Source organism: Bacillus carboniphilus, from assembly GCF_020524035.2.
In the GTDB taxonomy this organism is placed as follows: Bacteria; Bacillota; Bacilli; order Bacillales; family JAIVKR01; genus Bacillus_CC.
In genome coordinates, this window is record NZ_CP129013.1 from 1,800,161 (window position 1) to 1,823,751 (window position 23,591).

The 23,591-nt window shown below is 34.6% G+C and carries 20 protein-coding genes and 5 pseudogenes; 10 read left to right on the forward strand and 15 right to left on the reverse strand.

Annotated elements, in window-relative coordinates:
• Positions 1-129 precede the first annotated feature (129 nt).
• On the forward strand, positions 130-573 hold the full coding sequence (locus LC087_RS09155) for a YtoQ family protein (RefSeq protein ID WP_226539138.1): 444 nt from the start codon (positions 130-132) through the stop codon (positions 571-573).
• Between the two features lie 46 nt (positions 574-619).
• Here LC087_RS09155 and LC087_RS09160 read toward each other — a convergent pair whose 3' ends face one another.
• Positions 620-1,696, reverse strand: a complete 1,077-nt coding sequence (locus LC087_RS09160; protein WP_226539137.1) for a M42 family metallopeptidase — start codon at positions 1,694-1,696, stop codon at positions 620-622.
• 123 nt (positions 1,697-1,819) lie between these two features.
• Between LC087_RS09160 and LC087_RS09165 the strand changes: the two genes are divergently transcribed.
• Positions 1,820-2,128 (forward strand): PepSY domain-containing protein, encoded by a 309-nt coding sequence (locus tag LC087_RS09165; protein WP_226539136.1) that lies wholly within the window; start codon positions 1,820-1,822, stop codon positions 2,126-2,128.
• Positions 2,129-2,193: 65 nt separating this feature from the next.
• Here the strand turns inward: LC087_RS09165 and LC087_RS09170 are convergent, their stop codons facing one another.
• Together LC087_RS09170 and trmB are read right to left on the reverse strand one after the other, a co-directional pair.
• Complete coding sequence (locus LC087_RS09170) at positions 2,194-3,039, reverse strand: YtnP family quorum-quenching lactonase (RefSeq protein ID WP_226539135.1); 846 nt, start codon at positions 3,037-3,039, stop codon at positions 2,194-2,196.
• A gap of 109 nt (positions 3,040-3,148) precedes the next feature.
• On the reverse strand, positions 3,149-3,796 hold the full coding sequence (trmB, locus tag LC087_RS09175) for a tRNA (guanosine(46)-N7)-methyltransferase TrmB (RefSeq protein WP_226539134.1): 648 nt from the start codon (positions 3,794-3,796) through the stop codon (positions 3,149-3,151).
• A 139-nt stretch (positions 3,797-3,935) separates the two neighbouring features.
• On the opposite strand from trmB, the gene LC087_RS09180 reads away from it, so the two are divergent.
• Positions 3,936-4,214 carry a YtzH-like family protein gene (locus LC087_RS09180; RefSeq protein WP_226539133.1) on the forward strand — a complete coding sequence of 93 codons (279 nt, stop codon included), beginning with the start codon at positions 3,936-3,938 and terminating at the stop codon, positions 4,212-4,214.
• On the opposite strand, the pseudogene LC087_RS09185 reads toward LC087_RS09180, so the two are convergent.
• The 4 genes and pseudogenes from LC087_RS09185 to thpR form a co-directional block, all read right to left on the reverse strand.
• Positions 4,198-5,005 (reverse strand): annotated as a pseudogene (locus LC087_RS09185) (phosphotransferase). The gene LC087_RS09180 and the pseudogene LC087_RS09185 sit on opposite strands and share 17 nt — an antisense overlap.
• A gap of 635 nt (positions 5,006-5,640) precedes the next feature.
• Complete coding sequence (gene pulA / locus LC087_RS09190) at positions 5,641-7,791, reverse strand: type I pullulanase (RefSeq protein ID WP_226539131.1); 2,151 nt, start codon at positions 7,789-7,791, stop codon at positions 5,641-5,643.
• Positions 7,792-7,860: 69 nt separating this feature from the next.
• Positions 7,861-8,703, reverse strand: a complete 843-nt coding sequence (locus tag LC087_RS09195; protein ID WP_226539130.1) for a hypothetical protein — start codon at positions 8,701-8,703, stop codon at positions 7,861-7,863.
• Between the two features lie 53 nt (positions 8,704-8,756).
• Positions 8,757-9,308 (reverse strand): RNA 2',3'-cyclic phosphodiesterase, encoded by a 552-nt coding sequence (thpR, locus tag LC087_RS09200; RefSeq protein WP_226539129.1) that lies wholly within the window; start codon positions 9,306-9,308, stop codon positions 8,757-8,759.
• Between the two features lie 73 nt (positions 9,309-9,381).
• Here thpR and cysK point away from each other — a divergent pair, with 73 nt between their 5' ends.
• Positions 9,382-10,311 carry a cysteine synthase A gene (cysK, locus tag LC087_RS09205; protein ID WP_226539128.1) on the forward strand — a complete coding sequence of 310 codons (930 nt, stop codon included), beginning with the start codon at positions 9,382-9,384 and terminating at the stop codon, positions 10,309-10,311.
• A gap of 65 nt (positions 10,312-10,376) precedes the next feature.
• Here the strand turns inward: cysK and pepV are convergent.
• From pepV to LC087_RS09220, 3 genes and pseudogenes are all read right to left on the reverse strand, one after another.
• Positions 10,377-11,760: pseudogene (gene pepV, locus LC087_RS09210) on the reverse strand (dipeptidase PepV).
• Between the two features lie 26 nt (positions 11,761-11,786).
• Positions 11,787-12,932 (reverse strand): ABC transporter permease, encoded by a 1,146-nt coding sequence (locus LC087_RS09215; RefSeq protein ID WP_226539126.1) that lies wholly within the window; start codon positions 12,930-12,932, stop codon positions 11,787-11,789.
• Positions 12,929-13,692 (reverse strand): annotated as a pseudogene (locus LC087_RS09220) (ABC transporter ATP-binding protein). Before LC087_RS09220 ends, LC087_RS09215 begins: the two are co-directional and overlap by 4 nt.
• 225 nt (positions 13,693-13,917) lie before the next feature.
• Between LC087_RS09220 and LC087_RS09225 the strand changes: the two are divergent.
• The gene (locus LC087_RS09225) at positions 13,918-14,139 is read left to right on the forward strand and encodes a DeoR family transcriptional regulator (RefSeq protein WP_226539124.1); all 222 of its coding nucleotides are present in this window, start codon (positions 13,918-13,920) and stop codon (positions 14,137-14,139) included.
• Positions 14,140-14,303: 164 nt separating this feature from the next.
• On the opposite strand, the gene LC087_RS09230 is transcribed toward LC087_RS09225, so the two are convergent.
• Positions 14,304-15,026 carry a pseudouridine synthase gene (locus LC087_RS09230; RefSeq protein ID WP_226539123.1) on the reverse strand — a complete coding sequence of 241 codons (723 nt, stop codon included), beginning with the start codon at positions 15,024-15,026 and terminating at the stop codon, positions 14,304-14,306.
• Positions 15,016-16,647, reverse strand: a complete 1,632-nt coding sequence (locus LC087_RS09235) for a putative polysaccharide biosynthesis protein (RefSeq protein WP_226539122.1) — start codon at positions 16,645-16,647, stop codon at positions 15,016-15,018. Before LC087_RS09235 ends, LC087_RS09230 begins: the two co-directional genes overlap by 11 nt.
• Before the next feature lie 184 nt (positions 16,648-16,831).
• On the opposite strand from LC087_RS09235, the gene LC087_RS09240 reads away from it, so the two are divergent.
• Positions 16,832-18,088, forward strand: a complete 1,257-nt coding sequence (locus LC087_RS09240) for a BaiN/RdsA family NAD(P)/FAD-dependent oxidoreductase (protein ID WP_226539121.1) — start codon at positions 16,832-16,834, stop codon at positions 18,086-18,088.
• Positions 18,089-18,565: 477 nt separating this feature from the next.
• On the opposite strand, the gene LC087_RS09245 is transcribed toward LC087_RS09240, so the two are convergent.
• Positions 18,566-18,748, reverse strand: coding sequence for a sporulation protein Cse60 (locus LC087_RS09245; RefSeq protein ID WP_226539120.1), 183 nt, complete (start codon positions 18,746-18,748; stop codon positions 18,566-18,568).
• A 553-nt stretch (positions 18,749-19,301) separates the two neighbouring features.
• Between LC087_RS09245 and LC087_RS09250 the strand changes: the two genes are divergently transcribed.
• The 4 genes and pseudogenes from LC087_RS09250 to LC087_RS09265 all read left to right on the forward strand — a co-directional run bounded on the left by LC087_RS09250 (position 19,302) and on the right by LC087_RS09265 (position 22,750).
• Positions 19,302-20,483: an HBL/NHE enterotoxin family protein gene (locus tag LC087_RS09250; protein ID WP_226539119.1), complete on the forward strand. Its 1,182-nt coding sequence runs from the start codon at positions 19,302-19,304 to the stop codon at positions 20,481-20,483.
• Positions 20,480-21,658: a ClyA family alpha-helical pore-forming toxin gene (locus LC087_RS09255; RefSeq protein WP_226539118.1), complete on the forward strand. Its 1,179-nt coding sequence runs from the start codon at positions 20,480-20,482 to the stop codon at positions 21,656-21,658. The genes LC087_RS09250 and LC087_RS09255 overlap by 4 nt, the downstream gene beginning before the upstream one ends.
• Before the next feature lie 82 nt (positions 21,659-21,740).
• Positions 21,741-22,306: pseudogene (locus LC087_RS09260) on the forward strand (HBL/NHE enterotoxin family protein); the annotation flags it as partial.
• A gap of 300 nt (positions 22,307-22,606) precedes the next feature.
• Positions 22,607-22,750, forward strand: a complete 144-nt coding sequence (locus tag LC087_RS09265) for a hypothetical protein (RefSeq protein WP_306019518.1) — start codon at positions 22,607-22,609, stop codon at positions 22,748-22,750.
• Positions 22,751-22,779: 29 nt separating this feature from the next.
• On the opposite strand, the pseudogene LC087_RS09270 reads toward LC087_RS09265, so the two are convergent.
• Together LC087_RS09270 and LC087_RS09275 are read right to left on the reverse strand one after the other, a co-directional pair.
• Positions 22,780-23,098, reverse strand: a pseudogene (locus LC087_RS09270) (rhodanese-like domain-containing protein).
• A gap of 66 nt (positions 23,099-23,164) precedes the next feature.
• Positions 23,165-23,455: an antibiotic biosynthesis monooxygenase family protein gene (locus LC087_RS09275; protein WP_226539115.1), complete on the reverse strand. Its 291-nt coding sequence runs from the start codon at positions 23,453-23,455 to the stop codon at positions 23,165-23,167.
• Between the last annotated feature and the right edge of the window lie 136 nt (positions 23,456-23,591).

The following is a 23,591-nucleotide window of genomic DNA, read 5'->3' on the forward strand; positions in this document are numbered from 1 at the left end:
ATTCTAAAAGGACATTTTCGGATTCATAACAAAATCATGATACAATAAATAAAGCAAAACTTCCATTCGAGAGTTTATTGTTTATTAATAAGTGTCTTCATTTACAGCAAAGAACAGGGAGGAACAAATATGGAAATCATCGTTTATTTAGCAGGTGAGATACATACAACTTGGAGAGATGAGTTTAAAGAAAAGGCAAAAGCCCTGCAACTGCCTATTACCTTCGTAAGCCCAATGGAAAACCATGATCGTTCAGACAATATTGGTGAAGAAATATTAGGTGAAATGCCGAATAAGGTCTTTAAAGATGAGGCTGCGTCACAAATAAACAATTTACGCACAGAAGTATTAATGAATAAGGCTGACTTAGTCATCGCTTTATTTGGTGAAAAATACAAACAATGGAATACTGCAATGGATGCTAGTAGCGCAATTACTTCGAATAAACCACTTATTTTAATAAGACCTGAAACCCTTCATCATCCTTTAAAAGAACTGTCGAACAAAGCTAATGTAACAGTTGAAACTATTAATCAAGCAATTAAAGCTTTATCCTATATTTTAGAAGATTGAGCGAACACCTAAATGGAAAGCAGTCCATTTAGGTGTTTTTTCTTCCTTATGCATTTTCTTTAATTGTTTGAACCGTTGACTCATCACAAGATTGAACAAGCTTGATCAATAGTTCTTTCGCAGCTAAATAATCGTCAATGTGAATCATAGAAGCATGTGTATGTATATATCTCGAGCATATACCAATGACCGCTGAAGGGATTCCCTCATTTGCAATATGTACGTTCCCTGCATCTGTGCCGCCTGGAGAGACATAATATTGATAAGGGATGTCATTTGTTTCAGCCATATCTAATATAAACTCACGGATTCCTCGATGCATAATCATCGATTTGTCTAAAATACGTAAAAGAACACCTTTTCCTAGTTGTCCGAATTCATTTTTGTTACCACTCATATCATTAGCAGGAGAAGCATCTAAAGCAAAAAACAAATCCGGTTTGATCATATTTGCTGCAACTTTTGCCCCTCTTAATCCAACTTCCTCCTGTACGGTCGCTCCTGCATAAAGAGTGTTCGAAAGCTCCTGTCCAGCTAATTCTTTCATTAACTCAATGGCTAAACCACATCCATAACGATTGTCCCATGCTTTGGCTAAAATTTTCTTTTCATTTGCCATTGGCGTATAAGGACAAATAGGAACAATCTGTAGCCCTGGTGTGATCCCCATCCCCCTTACCTCATCTCGACTATCTGCTCCAACATCAATCAACATATTTTTTATATCCATTGGTCTTTTCCTTTGATCTTCAGTTAACAAGTGGGGAGGAATAGAACCAATAACACCGATAATCGGACCTTTTTTTGTCATAATTTGTACTCTTTGAGCTAACAATACTTGGTTCCACCAACCGCCTAAAGGTTGAAAACGTATCATACCATTATCAGTAACGGAGGTTACCATAAAACCTACTTCATCCATATGTCCAGCTACCATAATTTTCGGTGCAGTTGGAGAGCTATGTTTAATCCCAAATATTCCTCCTAAACCATCTTGAACGATTTCATCTGAATATTTTTCAAGCTCCGTTTTCATAAACTGACGAACTAAGTATTCATTACCTGGTGCTCCTTGTAGTTCTGTTAAAGTCTGAAATAATTGATGGGTTTCTTCTGAAAACATATACTAACTCCCTTTATATTTTATTGTCACTTTCATTGTAACGAACTATATCTATCCTTTCTACTTTATTTATTCAATCCTTCTCTGTTATACTTAAACTATCAATAAAATGGGGGCCTTTGTATGAAATGGAAAAAAACCGTTGCCGGAATAAGCATTGCACTCCTTACAGCCTATGTTGTTAAAAAGAAACTAGATACACCTTATATCTCTTCTGAAAAAGCTCTTCAACTCGCAAAAGAATCGCTGAAAGAAAAAGGGATGATTGATGGATCATGGATTTATACAGAAGCAGAGGACTACATACAAAATGATCTATCCTACAAAGTTTATAAAGCTGGAATTAGCACGAATTCAGGTGGAGAAAACAGTCAGTATGAATTGATTATTGATGCCGAAACAGGGACGATCTTAAAAGCACAAAAAAAATAACAAACATACATGAAGGTTGACTTGAAAGATTTCAGTCAACCTTTTCTTCATCCAAAAAACGCTCTTTAGTTTCTTTTTCGTAACACTTTGTCAACAACTTCACCATTTTCATCCCATTTGATTGCTCTATAATAGGCATCATGATAAAACGTGAACCACACTCGCCCTTTCATACCTTTTGGTATCCAATGAATTTTTTGTTCGATGGATGTCATTGGATAATCGTCATATGCCAATACCCAAAGTGGTTTATTGTGAGCATGTGTTGGCATTAAGTCCGCCATATGAAAAATCTTTTCATCTTCTTCATGTATGACCACGATACTATGACCATCACTATGCCCTCCAGTATGGATTACCTTAATTCCTTGTAGTACTTCTATTTCATCTTCGAATAGTTCTACCTGTCCTTCTATAGCCTGCCAATTTTCTTTCCAATATGTATTGACCGACCTTATATTCGGATTAATCATCTCTTCCCATTCAACTTTTGAAGTAATAATCTTTGCATTTGGAAACGTTGATACCAGCTGATCCTTTTCCCACTTCGACAGACCACAAGCATGATCATAATGCATGTGAGTCATAATTACCATATCAATATGGGCTGGAGAGAGGTTTAATTCCTTTAAACAAGACTCAACTGAAGACTCTTCTGTGACTCCATAGTTTCTTTTTAACTTATCATTCATTTTATTAATCCCAATCCCGGTTTCAATTAGTATATTCAATCCATGCTTTTGTATAAGAATAGGATCTGTCCTTAATTCTATTTGATTCTTCTCATTTACAGGATATTTTTTAGACCACAATGGCTTGGGAACAACCCCAAACATAGCTCCACCATCAAGATGAGTAACTCCACCATTTAACCACGTTAACTTTGTTTGACCAACAGATAATGTCTCCACTTAAACATTCCTCCAATACATAGATGAACAAGGTAGACTGTTCAAATCCTATACCTATAACCTATTTTACCAAAAAAAGAGTAATCTCCCCACGCGAGATTACCCTAAATTACTTTACATTTTGATATTTAGCTTCAACCCTGAAAATAGGTTGTCCTTTAGCAGAAAATTTTTCTTCATATTCAGTCATAACATTTCCTTCAAAATCACTGTTATGAAGGTCTAGACTTAGAAACTTTAATAATAAACCATACTGAGAAAAACTTTTTAAAGAATATTCAAATAATCCTTGATTATCCGTTTTAAAATGTATTTCTCCTTCTTCAACTAAAATTTCTTCATACTTTTTAAGGAATGAAGCATATGTTAATCGTCTCTTTTCATGACGGGATTTCGGCCATGGATCAGAAAAGTTTAAATAAACACAATTTATTTCATTCTTTGAAAAAATCTCAGTTAAATCATTTGCATTTATATTTAACAAACGTACATTTTCAAGGTTTGTCTCTTTTAGCTTTTTTAGAGCTTCGACAATAACACTTTCAAAAAGTTCAATTCCTATATAATTTATCGTTGGGTTTTGTTCAGCCATTCCGATAATAAATTGACCCTTACCTGTTCCAACTTCAATATGAATCGGATGATCATTTCCAAATAATTCATTCCATTTCCCTTTATATTGTTGAGGATTCGGAATGACTAAATCACAATTATCTTCAATGTATTCTTTAGCCCAAGGCTTATTTCTTAACCTCATAAAACACCTCAGTTTTTGAAATATATTTTGTCCCTCTTGATTAAATTTATAAACAACTTCTTATCGTTCGTCGTCCCTGCATAAAAGAACGCTCGTTGAGCAAATTAGTAAGGTAGACTAGAAAAAGGGGTGCCTTAACATGCCAATTAACCATGAGCATCAAATTTCTATACTCAAAGATATTTTAGCTGAGCACCAATTAGACTGTTGTGGCACAGTGTCAGAATATGAACAAATGGAAAGGTTAATTAAATCTCTCCTCGCTAATAATCATTTACAACCGAACGTAAAACAATCACTTGAAAGTATATATAACTACAGTCAAAAAGGGAAAAACTCTTCTGACCAGACCATTCACATTCAAAATCATCAGGAGCAAATTGGACAATGGATTAGCGAAATTAACTCATTTTATTAACTAAAAAAGTTAAAAAAGCTAATAAATCATTCACTTCCTTTTTATTCTCCTTCTGATAAGCAAATATAAGTGATATGATGGTTTGCGCCAATGCATACCAATACATTCGAGAGCGCAAATCATCATCAAGCTTTACTCCATATTTATCTAGCCAAGTTTCCCAGTTTGATTCCTTCACATAACTATATAACAATATTCCTAAATCAGTTGCAGGATCAGCTATAGTAGCACCATCCCAATCAATTAAGAATAGTTGATTCTGATCAGTTAATAACCAATTATTATGGTTAATATCACTGTGACAAACTGATTTCTCATCGTGTTCAACATCTTCTAAATGGTTTTTCAAATATTGAACGGCTTTTTGCACACTTGGATAAGAAAAAAAATTCGCAATCCGTTGATTTTATAATATGAACAATAAAATCATTGGGTTGCAGTGTTTCTTTTCCCATTCTTTTTAACATATCCAGCAACTCACGTGAGTGATGAATTTTATGAAGTAATTGAGCAACCTCAATCCTATCCATCTCTGAAGGTTTTAGTTTTCTACCATCCAACCAATGTTGAGCTGTTAGAACATCACCGTTTTCCATTCTTTTAGTCCAAATGAGCTTTGGTACAATTCCTTCTGCTGATAGAACGGCAAGAAAAGGTGATGAATTACGTTTTAGAAAAATTTTTTGTCCATTTTTTTCAGCAAAAAAAGCATCACCTGTTGCACCACCAGCAGGAGAAATTTTCCAATCTATTCCTAATATTTGTTCCAACCAATTTAGCTTCAATTTCAACCCAACATTTCATGATTTATTTCTAAATATATGTCTTAAATAATGTATAAGTACGTGTTCAAAAATTAGGGAAAAAAAGGACGCTGAATAGAAAAGCTGAAGCCCTTTGTAAGTCCATCATCTAAGAACAGCCGCGTCCTGCGGCTAACGATGATGCTAGCACATCGTGTGCATCGCCGACCAGCATAAGGAGAACATAAGGTGAAGGTGTTCTTTACCTTCACTAGATGTTTGACTTATGACCTCGAGGATGTAAGGGCCGAAGCTAGACAAGAACGAGGCGGTCTGCTTAAGGAACGCAGGCTAAGTTCAGCCACGTCGCGAGAGCAATGCCTGCGCTAGCACCTCCTGTGCGTCGGAGGAGCGGAAAAGCAAACCAACAAAGTTATTCAACCGACATTTTTTTAGGACTTCTTGAACAACCTCTATAAGAGTTTGTACTCTCCATATTAGTTTTAACCATACCTTATGACAATAAAAAGACAGCTACTGATATCCAATAAAATGGTGCATAACAATAGCTATCACTATAAATATTATCGTTTTCTTGTCTTTTAAGTCAAGAAAAACTAATGTTCTAGTCTATGTTCTAAAGATAGGAATAAATCATTCCGTTTATAGATATCCTACCTAATTTATACACAATACAAAATATAAGTACCTATATCTTCAATTTCCAACTGTTTTTCAATAATATCATTCACTTCAAAAGCTGAACACCGTTCAGGTGTGCATGCTAAATACCAAGTCCCTTCCTTCGGTAAAATCAATTGTTTTTTTAAGTATAAGTGATTGTGAACAACGACAATATCAGACCAAGGTCCATATTTTTTTACATCCTTTAGGTGATAACTGATGACCGGATTCAAATCCTCGATGACCAAAAAATGATCCTTTATTTTCCTATTCGTATGAAACCTAAATGCCCCGTGAGATCGCCTTAGTTTGATAAGTTCTTTTACATAGTCTACATCATCATGAAAACACTCTCTCTTTGACCAATCAAGCTGATTTATATCATCCATACTGTTGTAACTATTTCCTATTCCTTTTTTCGTTCGATAAAATTCTTGTCCTGCATGAAGAAAAGGAATTCCTTGTGAAAGAATGACCATTGACGTAGCAAGCCTTTGCCTCTTTCTTAATATCTCTTCTTGTTCGTCTGAACAACATACACTCATTTTATCCCAAAATGTATGATTATCGTGAGATTCTACATAATTTATACTTTGAACTGGCTCTTCAAAAATCCCCTTTAAAACACTACTAAAATGGATAGAGCCTGTAACTGACTCTCTAACTTCTGTTCGTTTATGTGAATTCCCTAAGGCATATCCTTTCTCATGTAAATGAAACGTACTTCCTTTTATCGAATCACGAAATTGATCATTAAAGAAAGAGATAAACGGTAATTGAGCAGAATTACTGATAATTGCCTTATCTCCATAAGGTAAAATTGTTGGCAAATCCCAACCTTCACCAAGTAAAAAGATATCCTTTTTCCTGTCTTGTGTTAATTTAGACACTTGTTTCATCGTTTCGATATCAAGTATTCCCATTAAATCAAATCGAAATCCATCTACATCATATTCTTCAAGCCAATATTTAATACTATCTAAAATATACCTTCTAGCCATTTTACGCTCGGATGCAAAATCATTTCCTACACCTGTTCCATTTGAAGGAAAACCATATTGATCATAACGAAAAAAGTAACCAGGAACTAACTTTTCAAAATGAGATTGCTCTTTTATATAAACGTGATTATACACAACATCAATGATGACTTTAATTCCTTGTTTATGAAAAGCTTGTATGACTTCCTTTAACTCTTCTATTCGAGCATATGGATCAAATGGATCCGAAGAATAACTACCTTCTACTGCCTGATAATGGACAGGATTGTACCCCCAATTATATTGACTAAACGGCATTCTCTCATCGACTCCACCAAAATCATTAACAGGTAAGAGTTCTATATGAGATATTCCTAATTCTTTAAAATAACTTAATCCCGTTGACAAGTCTTCGGGAGTTTTTGTCGGGATTTCAGTTAGCCCATTAAATGTACCTTTTTCAATGATCCCACTACGTTGATGCATAGAAGCATCTCGAACGTGAAGTTCATAAATAACAGCATCTGTTTTATGTTTCATAAAAGGGGTGGAAAATCGTCTAATTGAAGTTTTGGATAAGTCAACAACTACTCCCCATTCTCCATTAATAGAAACAGCTTTTGCATATGGATCCACTAATTCATACCAAACTAAGTTGACACAGACTAAAAACATATAGAAATAGCCTTCATAGTTTCCCTTTTTCTCAAAAGTCCAAACACCTTTATTCCCTCGAGTTAAGGCCATTTCCATCATATTATGCTCGTTCGACTTCCATAGGCGAACCTTTACATACAAAGCCGTGGGTGCCCAAAGGCTCCCTTTTATTTTTTCGGAGGAATATGAAATTCCTAAAGGTTGATCTGTATAAAAATCTTTATCAAATTGTTTCGTACGAATGATGGCCCCTATTTGCAAATCTGTTTTTCTCCCTCGTTCATCAACAATTTCATACAAGGACCCTATTTCAATGATCGTCTTAAATTTACAAACGAATTTAATATGGTTTTCCACTTCATAGCTCTCTTCAATGTTTAATGGAATAGATGCATCCTGATCCAATAAAACAAAGGTCTTTTCTAATCCATCGTATCCTTGTCTAGGAATTAAAATGGTGATCGTTTCATAATCGTCTAAAAACGCTTGAAAAAAACGATTTACTCGTAGCATAAAATCCCCTCAATTTTAATCAGAAGCTCTGTTAATAATTATAATATGTTTCAATGGTAAATCTGATATTCACTTCCATTCACTTCTTAATGAAGAATCAGAATCAACATACTTTAATAAGGCTAGTGCTGCATTCATTTGGATTGCCTTCATTGGTGATGAATAATTTCGCATATTCTCAAACCATTGTTGATATTTATATTGATCGATCATCTCAATATTATTTGGATTATTTGAAATAATATAGCCGTTTTCACATAACAAAACTTTTTTCAGTTTAATCGGAACATTCTCTTTATTTAATATAGATTGAACGAGGTTACTCGTTCTCATTAAACGAATATATGGAGAAATTTCCTTTCGCTCTTTTCCGCCTTCTTTTACATCCCAAAACCTTTTCCCCGTATCAATATAAACAGAAGAATATTTACTATTCAAGATTGTCATACAAATAATTTCTAAAGGAGTAATCAAGATTATATCAAGCTCCATATAAGCTTTCTGCACCTTAAAAACGGGTTTATACATAAATAGAAAGGAATCAGGAAATCTTTGTAATAAATACCGTAATTCTTTGTTTTGAAACATGGCATGATCAACTTTAGAACTTTCGATGAGTGTGGAGCTAGCCCATAAAACTTGATTCTCAAAAATTTGATCTAAAAAATCTCTTTTTAAATGATCAATATTTTTCGTTGTTGGTTTTTGATCATCATTACTTAAACGCTTTTTTGATAAGAAGGAGTTTATACGAGGTTTATCGAATTCCTTATTTTGCACTTCTATATCTTGAAAACTCTCTTTCATTTCTTCCCACTGTTTCTTTTTATAATGGATAAATTGACTAGCATATTGATTTAAATTTTTTTCATAGCGCGAAACATAATCTTTTAGTTTAATAAGTTGTGCCATGTTTGATCACCTTACAATTCATAAGTTGTACATAAAAATTCATCCAATTCTGTTTATTTTTCTGTAAATTCCCATGATTGGATCTTTTTATATTTTGGAGAGCGATGAATGTTCGTTTCATAAAGATGTAATTCATTGACGCTAAATGTATGTCCCTTAAATGGAAATAAATGATTGATCTTCTCTCTTTGAAATTCATTTTCACTTATCCACCTTTTCGATAAGGTAATATGAGGAGTATAGGGACGAGTGTCTATTTTGTATCCATGTTCGGCAATAATTTTGTCTACTTCTTTCTTTAAGAAAAATAAGCTTTGATTATATTTTAAGCCTATCCAGAAGATTCGTGGTTTTTTTTCAAGGCCAAACAGATCTACTTCAGTTAATTCCATTTTAATTGAAGGTATTTCACCTATAATATCGGCAAGTTGACCGTCTATTTGCTTTGGATTTCGATCCCCTAAAAAAGCAACAGTAATATGATAATCTAAAGGATGTACATATTGTTTAAAGTGATTTCCCATTGTTCCACCTAACCAATAAGATACGGCTGTTGCTAATTCTTTATCTACTTCAAGACCTAAAAAGTAATGTGGTTGCATCATCTTCTCCCCTTCCTATAAGATATGTTTATACAGATTAAAATCTTAAAATCTTTAAGTAGAGGGATGGTTACATATGAAAGTAGTCAACAACATCTCACAATTAATTGGGAACACTCCTCTCGTGAAATTAAACCACCTCCACCCTGCAGATGGGGCCACTATTTTTTTGAAACTAGAATATTTAAATCCAACTAGAAGCGTAAAGGATCGAGCTGCTTACAATATGATAGTAGAAGCTGAAATAGCAGGGATTTTGAAACCAGGCTCGACCATTATTGAACCTACTAGCGGAAATACCGGGATAGGACTAGCAATGAATGCAGCTGCCAAAGGTTATAAAGCCATTATGGTCATGCCCGACAGTTCTACACAAGAGAGAATTAACCTTCTTAAAGCTTATGGTGCTAAAGTCATTTTAACACCTAGCAGTGAAAAAATGCCGGGTGCAATAAAGAAAGCGGAAGAAATTGCAAGCTCCATTCCAAACAGCTTCATCCCTATGCAATTTAAAAATATAGCAAATGTTGACGCTCATCGCCATTCAACTGCCAAAGAAATTATTAACGCCATGAATGAATTGGGCACTCCTCTTCGGGCATTTGTTAGTACTGCTGGAACAGGTGGAACCATTACTGGGACAGGAGAAATTTTAAAGGAATATTACGATCCATTATCCATTCATGTTGTTGAACCAAAAGGTTCTCCTGTTCTGTCAGGGGGAAAGCCAGGTAAACATAAACTAGTAGGAACGAGTCCAGGATTTATACCTGAAATTTTAAATCAATCCATATATGATGAAATTATTCAAATTAATGATCAACAGGCATATGAAACCACAATTGCCCTAGCACGTAAAGAAGGCATATTAGTCGGTCCTTCTTCTGGAGCGGCCTGTTATGCAGCCATCCAAGTGGCTAAAAAGCTTTCTAAAGATGAGGTTATCGTGTGTATGGCAGCTGATAGTGGCGAAAGATATTTAACAAGTGACTTATTCACAAACTAACGTTTATAACCCACCCAGGCTAAAAAGAAAAGCCTGGGTGGGTTATAAAAGAACAACACTATTTGTCACTTGGCTAATTCATAAATAGCTTGTGCATAAATAGCGGTCGCTTTTACTAAGTCCTCTATATCAATATATTCATCTTTTTGATGGGCAACATCCTCTCTTCCTGGAAAAAGAGGTCCAAAGGCTACCCCAGCTTCTAAAGACCTAGCATAGGTTCCACCACCAATTGAAATAAGCTCTGCTTTCTCCCCTGTTTGTTCTTCATATACCTTTGACAATTTTTTTATTAAAGGGTGCTCTTTATTAACATGACTTGGCTCCATATCAACAGATACGTCAAATCGACAATTTTTTAATGTTGAGAGGCTCTTTGAAATCTCTTTTCCTGAAGCAGTCACTGGATAACGTATATTGACACCAATCGATGATTGATTTTCATCAAAGGTAAAGATCCCCGCATTGATTGTCAATTCTCCGCTAATATCATCTGAACAATGAATGCCTAATTCGCGACCTCTCGTATCATTTTCAAAAGATCTTGTTATCCACTTAACATACTCTAGTCCCCTTCTATTTAGAGGGAGATCTACTAAAAATTTCGCAAGCAAAACACCTGCGTTTACACCTTTATTCGGTTCCATTGCGTGAGCAGACTTCCCTTTTAAAACAAACTTAACTTCATCATCACCTAATTGAACTTCACCCTCTATACCAAGTTTCTGTATATAGTTCTTAAAATCCTCCTTGATAGTTTCCCCTTGGTCATAGGTCATGATGGCTTCTGCGTGTTCAGGTACCATATTCAAACGACTTCCAGCTTTAAATGAACGTAATACCATTTCAGAGGATTCGTCTTGTAGAGATAAATGGATTTGTCCATCAATGATTCCTTTTTCAGCATAAATAATTGGAAAGTCTGCATCAGGTGCAAATCCAATTGTGGGCATCTCCTCATGCTTAAAATAATGCTCTACACATTTCCAATCACTTTCCTCATTTGTTCCAATAATCATGCGAACTCTTTTTGATAAAGGTAAACCTAATTCTTTCACCATTTTCATTGCATAATAGGCTGCCATTGTAGGTCCTTTATCATCTATTGCACCACGAGCATAAATTTTCCCATCTCGTATTTCTGCTCCAAAAGGATCACTTGTCCAACCTGATCCTTCAGGCACTACATCAACGTGACATAATATTCCAACCAAATCTTCTCCAGAGCCCATTTCAAGATGAGCTGCATAACCGGATAGATTTTTCACCTTAAAGTCATCCAGCTGCCCCTTTTCTACTAGATGTTCAAGCGCATCATTAACCCCTTCTCCGAAAGGGGCTCCTTCTCGCACACTGCTTTCATCTAAAACGCTTTTAATTTTTAAAAATGATTGTGTATCCTCTATCAACTGATGTTTTCTTTTTTTCTACTTCTTCTAACCAATTCATTCACTCAGTCCTTTCAACCGTTTATTTTATTGAATTAAGATTCGTCTTATTAGTACTAAAACTAGTACAAAAATTCCGATAAATGACATCGTTAAAACCATGATAATTCGACTTGCTTGATGTCTAGCAACTAAATATTCATTTGATTGATTCGTTAGTCTCTTTATTGAGTCATGGTTATGTAAGTGGTCAAAAACACCCCTACACCAAAAGTATAAACCAAATCCAGCAGCAAAAAGCAAAGCAACTTTTAAGGGAGTTGATAATTGAAAAATAGCTATAGTCATAATCGAAATAAATGGTAGTAATACTTTAACCATTTCTCCTCGTATAAAACGTTTGAAAAAGAGCTCTTTAAACCCATTTTTGGAGGTTCTCTTTTTGTAAATACGTTTTGAACGCTTCCATAATTTAATGGTCTCTTTTGGCTTTTTTATGGTAGGAAGTTCGACTGTTTTTTCAATATTCATATTGTGCAGTGAAAAAATAAGCGAAGTAAACTTCGCTTTTTTATTATGTGATAATATTACATCTTGTTGAAACCTTTTGACCGTATAGATTACATCTTTATGTAAAAACCAACACACTCCTATCAGCAAACATAAAACAATCACCGTTTGTAGAGCATTAAAAATCAGCCATAAATATAGATGTCCCACTAAATAACCAAAAAATAAAAGAGCTTTTTTCCACTTTTGATTAAAAAGTACGTAATCACTTAACATGATCAAGCTATTCAGGATCATTCCATAGACAATATAAACAGTATAAGTAATCAAGGGTATTTGATCAAATAACAACGGCCAAATGATCATTCCTACACCGATCCATTTTAAACCTATAAGAAAAAGTTGGTAAAAGAAAACCGTGTTTCTCATCTGTGAGTAAATCTTCTTTTTTTGGAATAAATAGTGGGCATCTGCTTCTTTTATGTGAAAGTGAATGGCGTTCAGGTAAGCAAGTAAAAACCAACCAATTCCAAACCAGATGGATTGAAAAGTAAAGGATGAAACAGACGTATCCAGCCAACCTTTATAAGTTATCCAAAGAAAGAATAGAAGCGGCATCCCAAAATAGACAATATACATCCAATCAATGACTGATTTCCAACTCTTCCATTGTTGGTGAAAAGATAAATAAATTCGATTAGAAGCTAGTCTCATTCCTATCATAGGTTTGGATCCTTTTTTAATTCAATATAGCATTCTAATAAACTAGCTTCTCTATTATTTATTTTATCTCTAAAATCAGCAAAGGTTCCCTCGGCAAGCATGTTCCCATTAGACATAAATACAAATCGGTCGCATAGCTTCTCAGCAGCATCCAGAACATGTGTGGACATTAGGATAGAAGTACCACTTGCCCGTTCCTCTTCCAATAGATCAATAAAGGTTTTTTGAGCTAAAGGATCTAACCCAATGAAAGGCTCATCTATAATGAGCATGTCAGGCGAGAGAGTAAGTGCTTGAATGATTTGTAGTTTTTGCGCTGCATTCCTTTTGAGAAGCTACTAGGTAGTTTATGTATAGCTGCTTGCATATCAAACAAACCAATAAGTCTGTTTGCTTGCTTCATCCACTTATCATCTTCTTTCCCCATAACGGCAGCCATAGTGTCTAAATGCTCCCATAAGGTTAGTTCCTCATAAAAAACAGGCTGTTCAGGTATATAAGAAATGTTCGACTTGTCATTAATATGAATGTCCCCTTTCATATGTTTAACAATGCCTAATATAGATTTAATCGTTGTACTTTTACCAGCTCCATTATGCCCAATTAGACCAACCATCTCTCCTTGACGAACAGTAAATCGTACATTTTGGATGAAAGGTTGCCTTTCACTGTATCCAGCTTCTTCTATACTAACGTGCAACAACTCAACCCCTCCTTTTTTAATATAATAAAGATAACATAAAATACAATATTTGATCATTTTTATGAAAATAAAGGAATATTATTAAGAACAATTATTAAAATCACGTTAAAGTTATGTTAAATATCGTTTATCACTAGCATTTTTGGCAATAATTTGTGTAAAATATTGTTGAATCGTCTTATTAATAGATGATTCAGATAATTTGACATCAGGTTTTGAGCATAGGTTTTGGTTATAAATTTGAAGATTTGTCCCGTGGATAAAACGATAAGGAGTGGTTTTTTGAAACCTTCGACAAACCGAATGCTGACCCGTATTAAATCCGTTTACATGTTTATTAACGAGAAAGGGATTGTCACTACACAGCAGCTTGTCGATGAATTTGGCATCACGCCTAGGACGGTTCAGCGTGACTTAAATGTTTTAGCTTATAACGACCTTGTTCATAGCCCTTCTAAAGGTCAGTGGGTAACAACTGACAAAAAAGTCAAGTTATCATCATAACCATAGTGTTTGAAAGTTACTCCTTTGACCTAAACAGTCTAAAAAGGGTATAGCCAAGTTGGATTCTTAATGATCCATTTTGAACACACATATATAAATATTTTTGAAATGTACATAAAAGGAACCTGCTCAGGTTCCTTTTTTTTGAAATATAGATATTCCAACTAGTTCGTCTGATCCGCATTTTGAAGCCGTTTAACTTCCTCTTCCGATAGCTCTCGATATTCCCCTAACCTCAATGAGGAATCAAGACTTAATGGTCCCATTTGCACCCTTTTTAAATAAATGACCTTTGTATTAATTGCTTCAAACATTCGTTTCACTTGATGAAACTTCCCTTCTGTTACCGTTACAAATATAGATGAAACATCTCCTGATTTTTCAATCTTCAGGTTAGCAGGTTTCGCTTTATAACCATCTTCTAGGACAATTCCTTTACGAAACAACTCGATGTGTGATTCCGTTACTTGTCCATTAATCCTCGCATAGTACGTTTTCGGAACATGCTTTTTAGGTGAAAGTAGCTGATGGGATAGCTGACCATCGTTTGTTATAATTAATAATCCTTCTGTATCTTTATCTAACCTTCCTACAGGAAACGGCTGATAAACCGCATCCTCTTTATCAAGAAGGTCAATCACCGTTTTATGTTTGTCATCCTCGGTTGCAGAAATAACACCTGAGGGTTTATTCATTACATAATAGACATACTCCTTGTACTTCACTACCTCACCATCTATAACAACGCTATCTTCCTCTGGGTTCACCTTGTATTTTGCTTCTTTAATGATTTGATTATTGAGCTTAACTTGACCAGATTTCAGTAATTGTTTGACTTCTTTTCGACTACCATATCCTTGATTAGCTAGTAGTTTATCAATTCTCATGTTTATTCCTTCTTCTCTTAACCTTAAATTTTATATTTGTAAATCTTCCTCCAAAGATGGTTTCAAGCAGCGGTGTTTTATAAGATAAATATAAATATGTGAACCCTCCGATAGATACAGTAATGAGCACATAAATTAAGGATGGTATCTTTCCATCTTCAAAGTTAATGAATAAATTGAGCACAATCATTGCTACTATAATAGACATACTCATAATAATTGTTAATATTGCCATAAACATCGATCTTTTCAAGAAACGTTCGAATGAATAATTCGCATGTCTTTTTATCATCGCTAAACTATAGACAATCGATACAAAAAAACCAATTCCTGTTGCATAAATCGCCCCTTTTTCAGCAAAAAGGATAATTAACGGAATGTTTAAGCTTGCCTTCACGACTAATCCTAATGCTAAGCTTATCACTGCTAATTTTTGCTTGTTTACCCCTTGTAAGATAGCAGCTGATACAGTAAAAAAGGAAAATAACAATGCAATGGGCGAATAGGTCGCTAAAACCGAAGATCCTACAGGATCATATGAGAAAAATAAAGAATATAGTGGCTCAGCTAATAAATAGATTCCTACTACTGCTGGTAAAATAAAAAACATAATAATTTGGAAAGACTGATCAATCTGTTGTTTAACTAGGTCCATTTTCCCTTCCGTATAAGCAGTAGTCATGGTAGGGACAATGGTTAATCCAAAAGCTGTCGCTAGCGAGACAGGAATCATGATAATTTTCGATACTAATGCTAAAACTCCAAAAAGGGTCAGAGCTTGCCCATATCCACCTAATGACATCGCTCGGTTAAACGTATTCGTATCAATATAGTTGTACAAAGGAATAGCTAAACCAACAAAGACAAACGGACCTGCATATCGAAATATTTCTTTCAACATCGTTCGTGTAGAGAACTGTGCGGATGGTACAATATTTTCTTGCATCGCTAAAAGTGAGTCTTTCCTCTTCTTCCAATACCAAAGTAAAACAAAAAGTCCACCAATGGCACCTATAAAAGCAGCAAAGGTTGCGTAACCTACTGCTGTTACTAGACTATTATTAAAAACATTAAGTGTAAGAAAAGTTGCAACTAACAAAAAGATAATTCTAATCAATTGCTCCATCACTTGAGAAACTGCTGTAGGGCCCATCGATTGGTGCCCTTGAAAAAATCCTCGAATTAATCCCATAATCGGTACAACAATAAGAGCAAAGCTGACCATACGAATAATATGGGTCACATCATCCACCGTGAATCCACCTAAGCTTTGATCACTTAAAAAGGCACTTGCTAAAAAAGGAGCTATTAAAAATAAAATAAAGAATGCAGCAAAGCCTGTGAATAACATAGTGATAAAACCAACCTTAAACATTTTACGACTCGTTTCATAATCACCTAAAGAATTATATTTTGATACAAATTTAGAAACACCTTGTGGAAATCCGGCTGTAGCAATGGCGATAAAAATGACATATTGCGAGTATCCTGATTGATACAATGCATTCCCTTCTTCACCGACTAACCAATAAAATGGGATGATGTAAATAATACCTAGAAGCCTTGAAAGATATGTTCCTATCGTTAAAATCATGGTTCCTCTAATCAGTTTATTAGACATATGACGACATTCCATTCCATTAAATTTACCTTCATCATTTTATCATATCAACATCCAACAAGATAAGATAGTATGTTATTACGCTCTATCTTTTTTCACAATACTTGACATTTTTCTTTTTATATCATTTATGTATAATCAACCGTAGGGATTTACCCGTATTCAAAAGAAGGATTTGATAAAAATGAAATATGATGTAGTGGTAATCGGTGGTGGACCTTCTGGCTTAATGGCAGCAATTGCAGCTGGCAAACAAGGTGCGAAAGTCCTCTTACTTGATAAAGGAACAAAACTCGGAAGAAAATTAGCGATTTCTGGAGGAGGAAGATGTAATGTCACCAACCGGCTTCCTATTGAAGAAATCATTAAACATATACCTGGCAATGGCCGCTTTTTATTTAGTGCCTTCTCTGAATTTAACAATGAGGGAATTATCTCCTTTTTCGAACAATTAGGAATCGAATTAAAAGAAGAAGATCATGGACGTATGTTTCCTGTTTCAAATAAAGCTCAAGATGTGGTAAATGCTTTATTAAATGAGTTAAAAAGAGTGAATGTCGAAATTCGTACAAATGAGCCTGTAGAAACAATAGATTTTAATGACCACCCTCAAGTTATATTAAAAAATGGAACATCCATTCCATCTTATGCTGTTGTCCTTGCCGTTGGTGGAAAATCCGTTCCTCATACAGGATCAACTGGTGATGGATACGCATGGGCAGAAAAAGCAGGGCATACTATCACGACATTATTTCCTACAGAAGTTCCAATCACTTCAAAAGAACCGTTCATTGTATCAAAACAATTACAAGGTCTGTCACTCCGAGACATCGGCTTAAGCGTATTGAACCATAAAGGAAAGATCATTAAGACACATCAAATGGACATGGTATTTACCCATTTTGGCATTTCAGGTCCTGCTGTACTTCGCTGCAGTCAATACGTTGTAAAAGAAAGACTAAAAAAGAAGGACGTATATTTAAAAATAGATTCATTCCCAAAAGAACATGAACAACAATTATTGCATAAAATTGAAAAGCAGTTAAAAGAACAATCAAAAAAGTCAATCAAAAATGTTTTAAAAGGACTTGTTCCTGAACGTTATTTGTTATTCTTGTTAGAAACGTGTGAAATAGATCCACAAGTAACTTATTCACAGCTTGCCAATGAAAAAATTCGTCAACTTGTCCACCAATTAAAGCACTTTCAAATGAAAGTAGATGGAACATTATCGATTGAAAAAGCATTTGTCACGGGTGGAGGGGTATCAACGAAAGAGGTCCATCCAAAAGAGATGTCCTCTAAGCTAATGTCTGGACTTTACTTCTGTGGTGAAATATTAGACATCCATGGCTATACGGGTGGATACAACATTACCTCCGCTTTAGTCACAGGAAGACAAGCAGGTACTTATGCAGCTGCTTATGCGTTAGATCAGTAACTATTTTGGTGAACATAAGAAAAGCGCAAGCGCCCTCCAGCGACGCATATTAAAAGGAACGTCAACTAACTCCAGCCACGTCCTGTGGCTAACGTTGACGCTAGAACCTCCTGTTCATCGCCGCATGAGATAAAGGAAACACGAAAAGCCCGAAAGCGGAGGATCTACTAAGTTCAGCCACGTCGCGCGAGCAAACGTAGATCCACCTCCCTCCTGGAGGCGTCTCCGTTGACTTATCGTAGAGAAATGGAACATCATCTAAAAACGCCCATGTCCTGTGGGCAACGATGATGCTAGCACATCGTGTGCGTCGGAGTTGCTGGGCCATGTAGTTAGACAACGATGAAAGCACTCTCTTATAAAGGACAAAATTTATGCTTTCTGATCTTATAAAGAAGGTACACAAAAAGTCACAGTAATGACGTTCTGTGTATCCTTTTTTATTAAAAACAAGTAGTGCTCTAATCCGAGTTATAACTAATTTCTATATAAAACCAAAGCAGAAAAACAATAAACTTGATCTCCTACTGTATCTATCATTGAAGAAACACTGTACTTTATATCAATCACTTGACTCTCCTCTAAGTCTTTTAAAAACACATTCATCTTGCTTTGCAAGTCTTCTTCATGCTCCTCATCAAATATTTCTACTTGCAACAAGTCCTTCACCATCCTTTTACTATATCTATCATTTTCACTATGATAGATTTTTTTATAGTTTATGATGATGAAAGGTGATTATGACAACTAGCATGTTAGACCCTTGTTAAATTTTTTTCATTATTCTTGTATAGAATCACATCAAAAAATTCTACTCCTAACCAAACTTTATTAACTATTATCGTCAAAAAATAACAGCGTCATTCGACACACAGGAAAAATAACATACAATATTTTTCATTATTTCATTTTCATAATACAAGAATAATATTAACCTCTTATTTCCTCAAATTTTAAATTCAGATTAAATATTACTCTAAAAAACTATTGATAAAATAATATTTCTTTGGAAAAATATTAAAGTATTTAAATGTATAATTTTACTTTTAAACCCTTTGTCAACTAATTTAATTCTTGCTACTTTATTGACACAGGAGGTGCAAAAAACATCAAAAAAATCGACCATACACTATATTCATTACGCTTTAGAGATGATTTTTTCAATTAAACCTAGTATAAATAACTGAATATTTAAAATTAAGGGGTGTGAAATATGAAGAACAAGATTATCATCGGTACTCTTGTTGCCACCTTGTCAACAAGCAGTTTAATACCAATGAACGTTTTTGCAGAAGAACAACCAGCTATTGTTAAAGATGAAGCTGAAACCATCTATTTATCGCCAACGAGTTTATCTTCCAACTTGGATGAATTGAGTGGACAAGCAATTATTATGCAGTCTTATGCACTAAATTTATTAAAATATCCTACTATTGAGCTTGAACAAATTCCAACATTAGAAACACATGTTGATCGCGCAAAAGATAATGCAACATACTGGCTTGACAATATTCATCCTTTAGTTATAGAAGTCAATCAGGAAGTAATCGGTTTTAATAATAAATTTCAAAATTATTATGACCTCCTCGTTCAACTAACTGAGGTACAAGACGAACAATCAAAAGAAAACCTCCTATACGGATTAACAATTTTACAAGACGATATTGCAAGTAGGAAAGATGCTGTTGAAAATATCGTCGACAATTTAAAGTATTTCAAGGAATCCTTACAAACGGACTATAATAATTTTTCCAATGATGCCCTTGAAGCAAAATTACTACTTGATGGAGAAGAAGGCAAAATTGAAGAATTAGAACGTTTACTTGATTCAATAAATGCTGATATTGAGACCGATGTAAAATTAATTGTTACTGGAACCGTAACGTCTATTGCAGGAATTGGATTGATTACTGCGGGATCCTTTGCTCTTGCAGCTGTTCCTGAAGGGGCATCAAAAGCTGGAGCAGTTGCGACCATCATCGGTGGCGTCAATATGACTGTTGGTGGTGTAGTGGTTATAGGCTATGCATCAAACGATTTAGTAATAAAACAACAAGAACTTATCCAAGTTGCTTCTAACTTATCAGAAGTTGAATCACAAGTTGCGACGTTAACCATTGTAAAATCACAAGTCGATAGTTTTGTAGAAAATATAGATGAAACGATTTCTGCTTTAGAAGATATTGAACGAGGATGGATTGATTTACAAAATGGATTTGTTGACCTTACAAAAAAAATAGACAGAGATATTAACCTTGATAGCTCATTTATTCAATCACAGCTTTCTAGAGCGAAAGAATCGTGGGAAAACATAGCTACAAACGCTGAAAAGCTACAAGGGGCAAATGTTGTTATTAATCAAGTAGATCAACCTATAGAGGAGGAAGGACAATGAAAGTCACCAAAAAAATAATGATAAGCTCTGCATTAGCTACTGCATTATCGATGAATACAATTATTCCAATGAACGTGTTAGCAACTGAACGTGTTGAAACAACCACTACAAATCAAACCATTGCTGAAAATTATTTAGGTCCCGACGGTTTAAAACAAGCGATGGAAGATACAGCCTCCAATGCACTTGTTATGGACGCTTACGCTTTAACCATACTTAAACAAGAAGATATTTTCTTTAAAAACATTGAATCTCTTGAGATTAATGATTTATCTGCTAATCTTACGAGTCATCAACAAACAGCTAGAAATAACGCAGCTTACTGGTTAGATACATTAAAACCTTCCCTGATTCAGGTAAATGAAAACATAATCGGCTATAATACGAAATTCCAAAACTATTACGACACTCTCGTATCGTTAGCAAAAGCAAATGATAAAGAAACGTTAAATTTTGGTCTCGAGCTTCTTCATTCAGAAATTGAAGAAAACAAGGAAGAGGTAGATGCGCTAATTGAGGATTTAACAACATTTAAACATTCCCTTTTTACAGACGTCCAATCGTTCAGAAGTGACTCAAATGACATTACGGCCTTATTATCAGGTAATAATGCATTAATCCCTCAACTAAAAGATCAAATTAGTGCCTATAATGATGCCATTAATACGGATATTGCGATCATCGCTGGAGGGGCTGCAGGTGAAGTAGTTGGCGTAGCCATGTTTGCAGGAGGAGTGATCTTATTCCCAACAGCCCCTTATTTAGGAGGTGGCTTGATGGTGGCAGGAGTGGCTGTTGTTGGTGGTTCAACCGCCGCTATCATAATCGCATCGAATGACCTCCAAAGTAAACAGCAAGCACTAAAAGATGCAACAACAAACTTAACCCAATTAGAAACTGAAGTGGTTGTATTAGAAACGTTAAATAATCAAGTCAATTATTTTGTCGAGACGATTGATATAGCCATCGAATCGTTAAAAAACATTTCAGATCAATGGAATACATTATCTAGTAAGTATAATACATTAATTGACACAGTAGAAGACACAAGCGGTGATTTAGGCATCTTCGTAATCCCGCAGTTAAATACAGCGAAAGATGACTGGGAAGATATTAAAACCTATGCTGAAACTCTTTATCAAGATTTAAACTATAATACAACAATTATTGAATAAAAGAACCAAAATAACTCCTTCACCGATCAGCCTGCCCCTCAACTAGAAGGTGAAGGAATTTAATAAATCGGGAGCGACAACCATGAAAAAAACATTAATACTACCGTTAATATTCATTCTTTTTGTTTCATTTAATTTAAGACCCATTATAAGTCAAGCTTCTTCTACAAGTTACTTAAACTCTCAGCAATTAAAATCAACCATAGATGTAGTGACGTCAAACATTAATAAATTAGATACCTATGCTAATTCCGTTAGAAATCAACATGATTCCTTTACTAATAATCTCTCAAACTTAACTATTACCGATTTAAAAGAGAGTTTAAATTCCCATGAAACAAAAATACAATTGAATGCAAATTTTTGGAATGATACATTAAAAAATAGAGTGATTTCAACTAATCAACTCATTATTGATTACCACCAAACCTTTATGGGTCATTACAACACATTAAACGATCTAGCCAAAAATAACGAGCGAGAAGAATTGCTCTCCTTCTTAAACAATTACAATTAGAAATTGAAAAAAATAAACAACAAGTTGATTCAATTATCAATGAGTTCCACCATTTTAGAGATAACTTAACATACGATGTACGTAACTTAAAAGGGGATTCTAATAATATTGTTGCAAATATTGAGGGCAATAAGGCATATCTTTCATCTTTAGAACAAGAAATAAGAGGGCTAAAAAAAGCAATTGAAGAAGATAAAATCATTATTGCAGCTGGGTCTTTTGGAGGGATATTTGGCATTCCTGCAATCATTATAGCCAAAAAAGATCTCGATAAAAAGGAAAAACAGTTAAAAGAAAAACAATCTTTAACCTCAAAAGTAAAAACAGAAATTCAACTTTTAGAAAAAATAAATTCTCAAGTATCATCTATTTACACAACAATCGATCAAGTTGTCTCATCATTAAATGACATGTCAAACGAATGGTCCATAATGGCAAGTAAAATATCCGTTTTAATTAATCATGTAAAAGACGTAGATGTGGATCTCTCGATTTTCGTTATTCCTAATCTAGAAATAGCAAAACAAGATTGGGAAGGTGTCAAAGCTTACGCTGAATCACTTTTGGACAGTTAAAGGGGGGAATTCTTTCTCCCCCTCTACCTCTAAATAGTTGATTTAGGCTTTGTCTCTCCTGTCCATTCCAACATCCCACCAACTAAGTTAACGGTTTTAAAACCTTGATCTTGTAAGTATGCTGCGACATTTTCACTTCTTCTACCTGAGCGACATATGAATATGTATTCTTTATCTTTATCAAATGAGTCCACTCTCTCAGGAATTTCACCCATGGGTATATGCTTCGCTGATTCGATCATGCCTTCTTCCACTTCTTCTTCTTCCCTTACGTCAATAAGACGAAGTGTTTCTCCTTTTTTGAAGCTTCTTTAAAAGTTCACCTGTTGTAATTTCTTTTATATCCATTTCCATCATCCTCTCAAACTATATTTACTGTGATTATAGCAAACATTGATTTCCCGTTTCACCTAATCAGTCCAATAATTGTTGAAAGTACTCCATATGAACTTCTGTGAAAAACTTTTCCATTATATCATTCCAACTGTTAAACAATTCCGATTCAACAAATTCTTTCTTATGGTGATTCACTGATTCCCACTCAACTTGAACCATATACCTTTCATTTTCTTGAATACACTTATGTAAAGAATGAGTGATATACCCTTTCGCTTTCATCATATACAGAACGGCTTTTGAAAACTCTTTCTCGAAGTCTTCTTCCATTCCTTGCTTTATATTGAAAAATACAACCTCAGTAACCATAACGCGCTCCTTCACCTATTATTGTTTATTTATTATTATGGCCTTAATCACTACTTATAGTCTGATCACTTTTTAGGGTTCCTAATATCTAAAAGAGTACATTTTGATCTAATGGCTTCAAAATGTACTCTTTTTA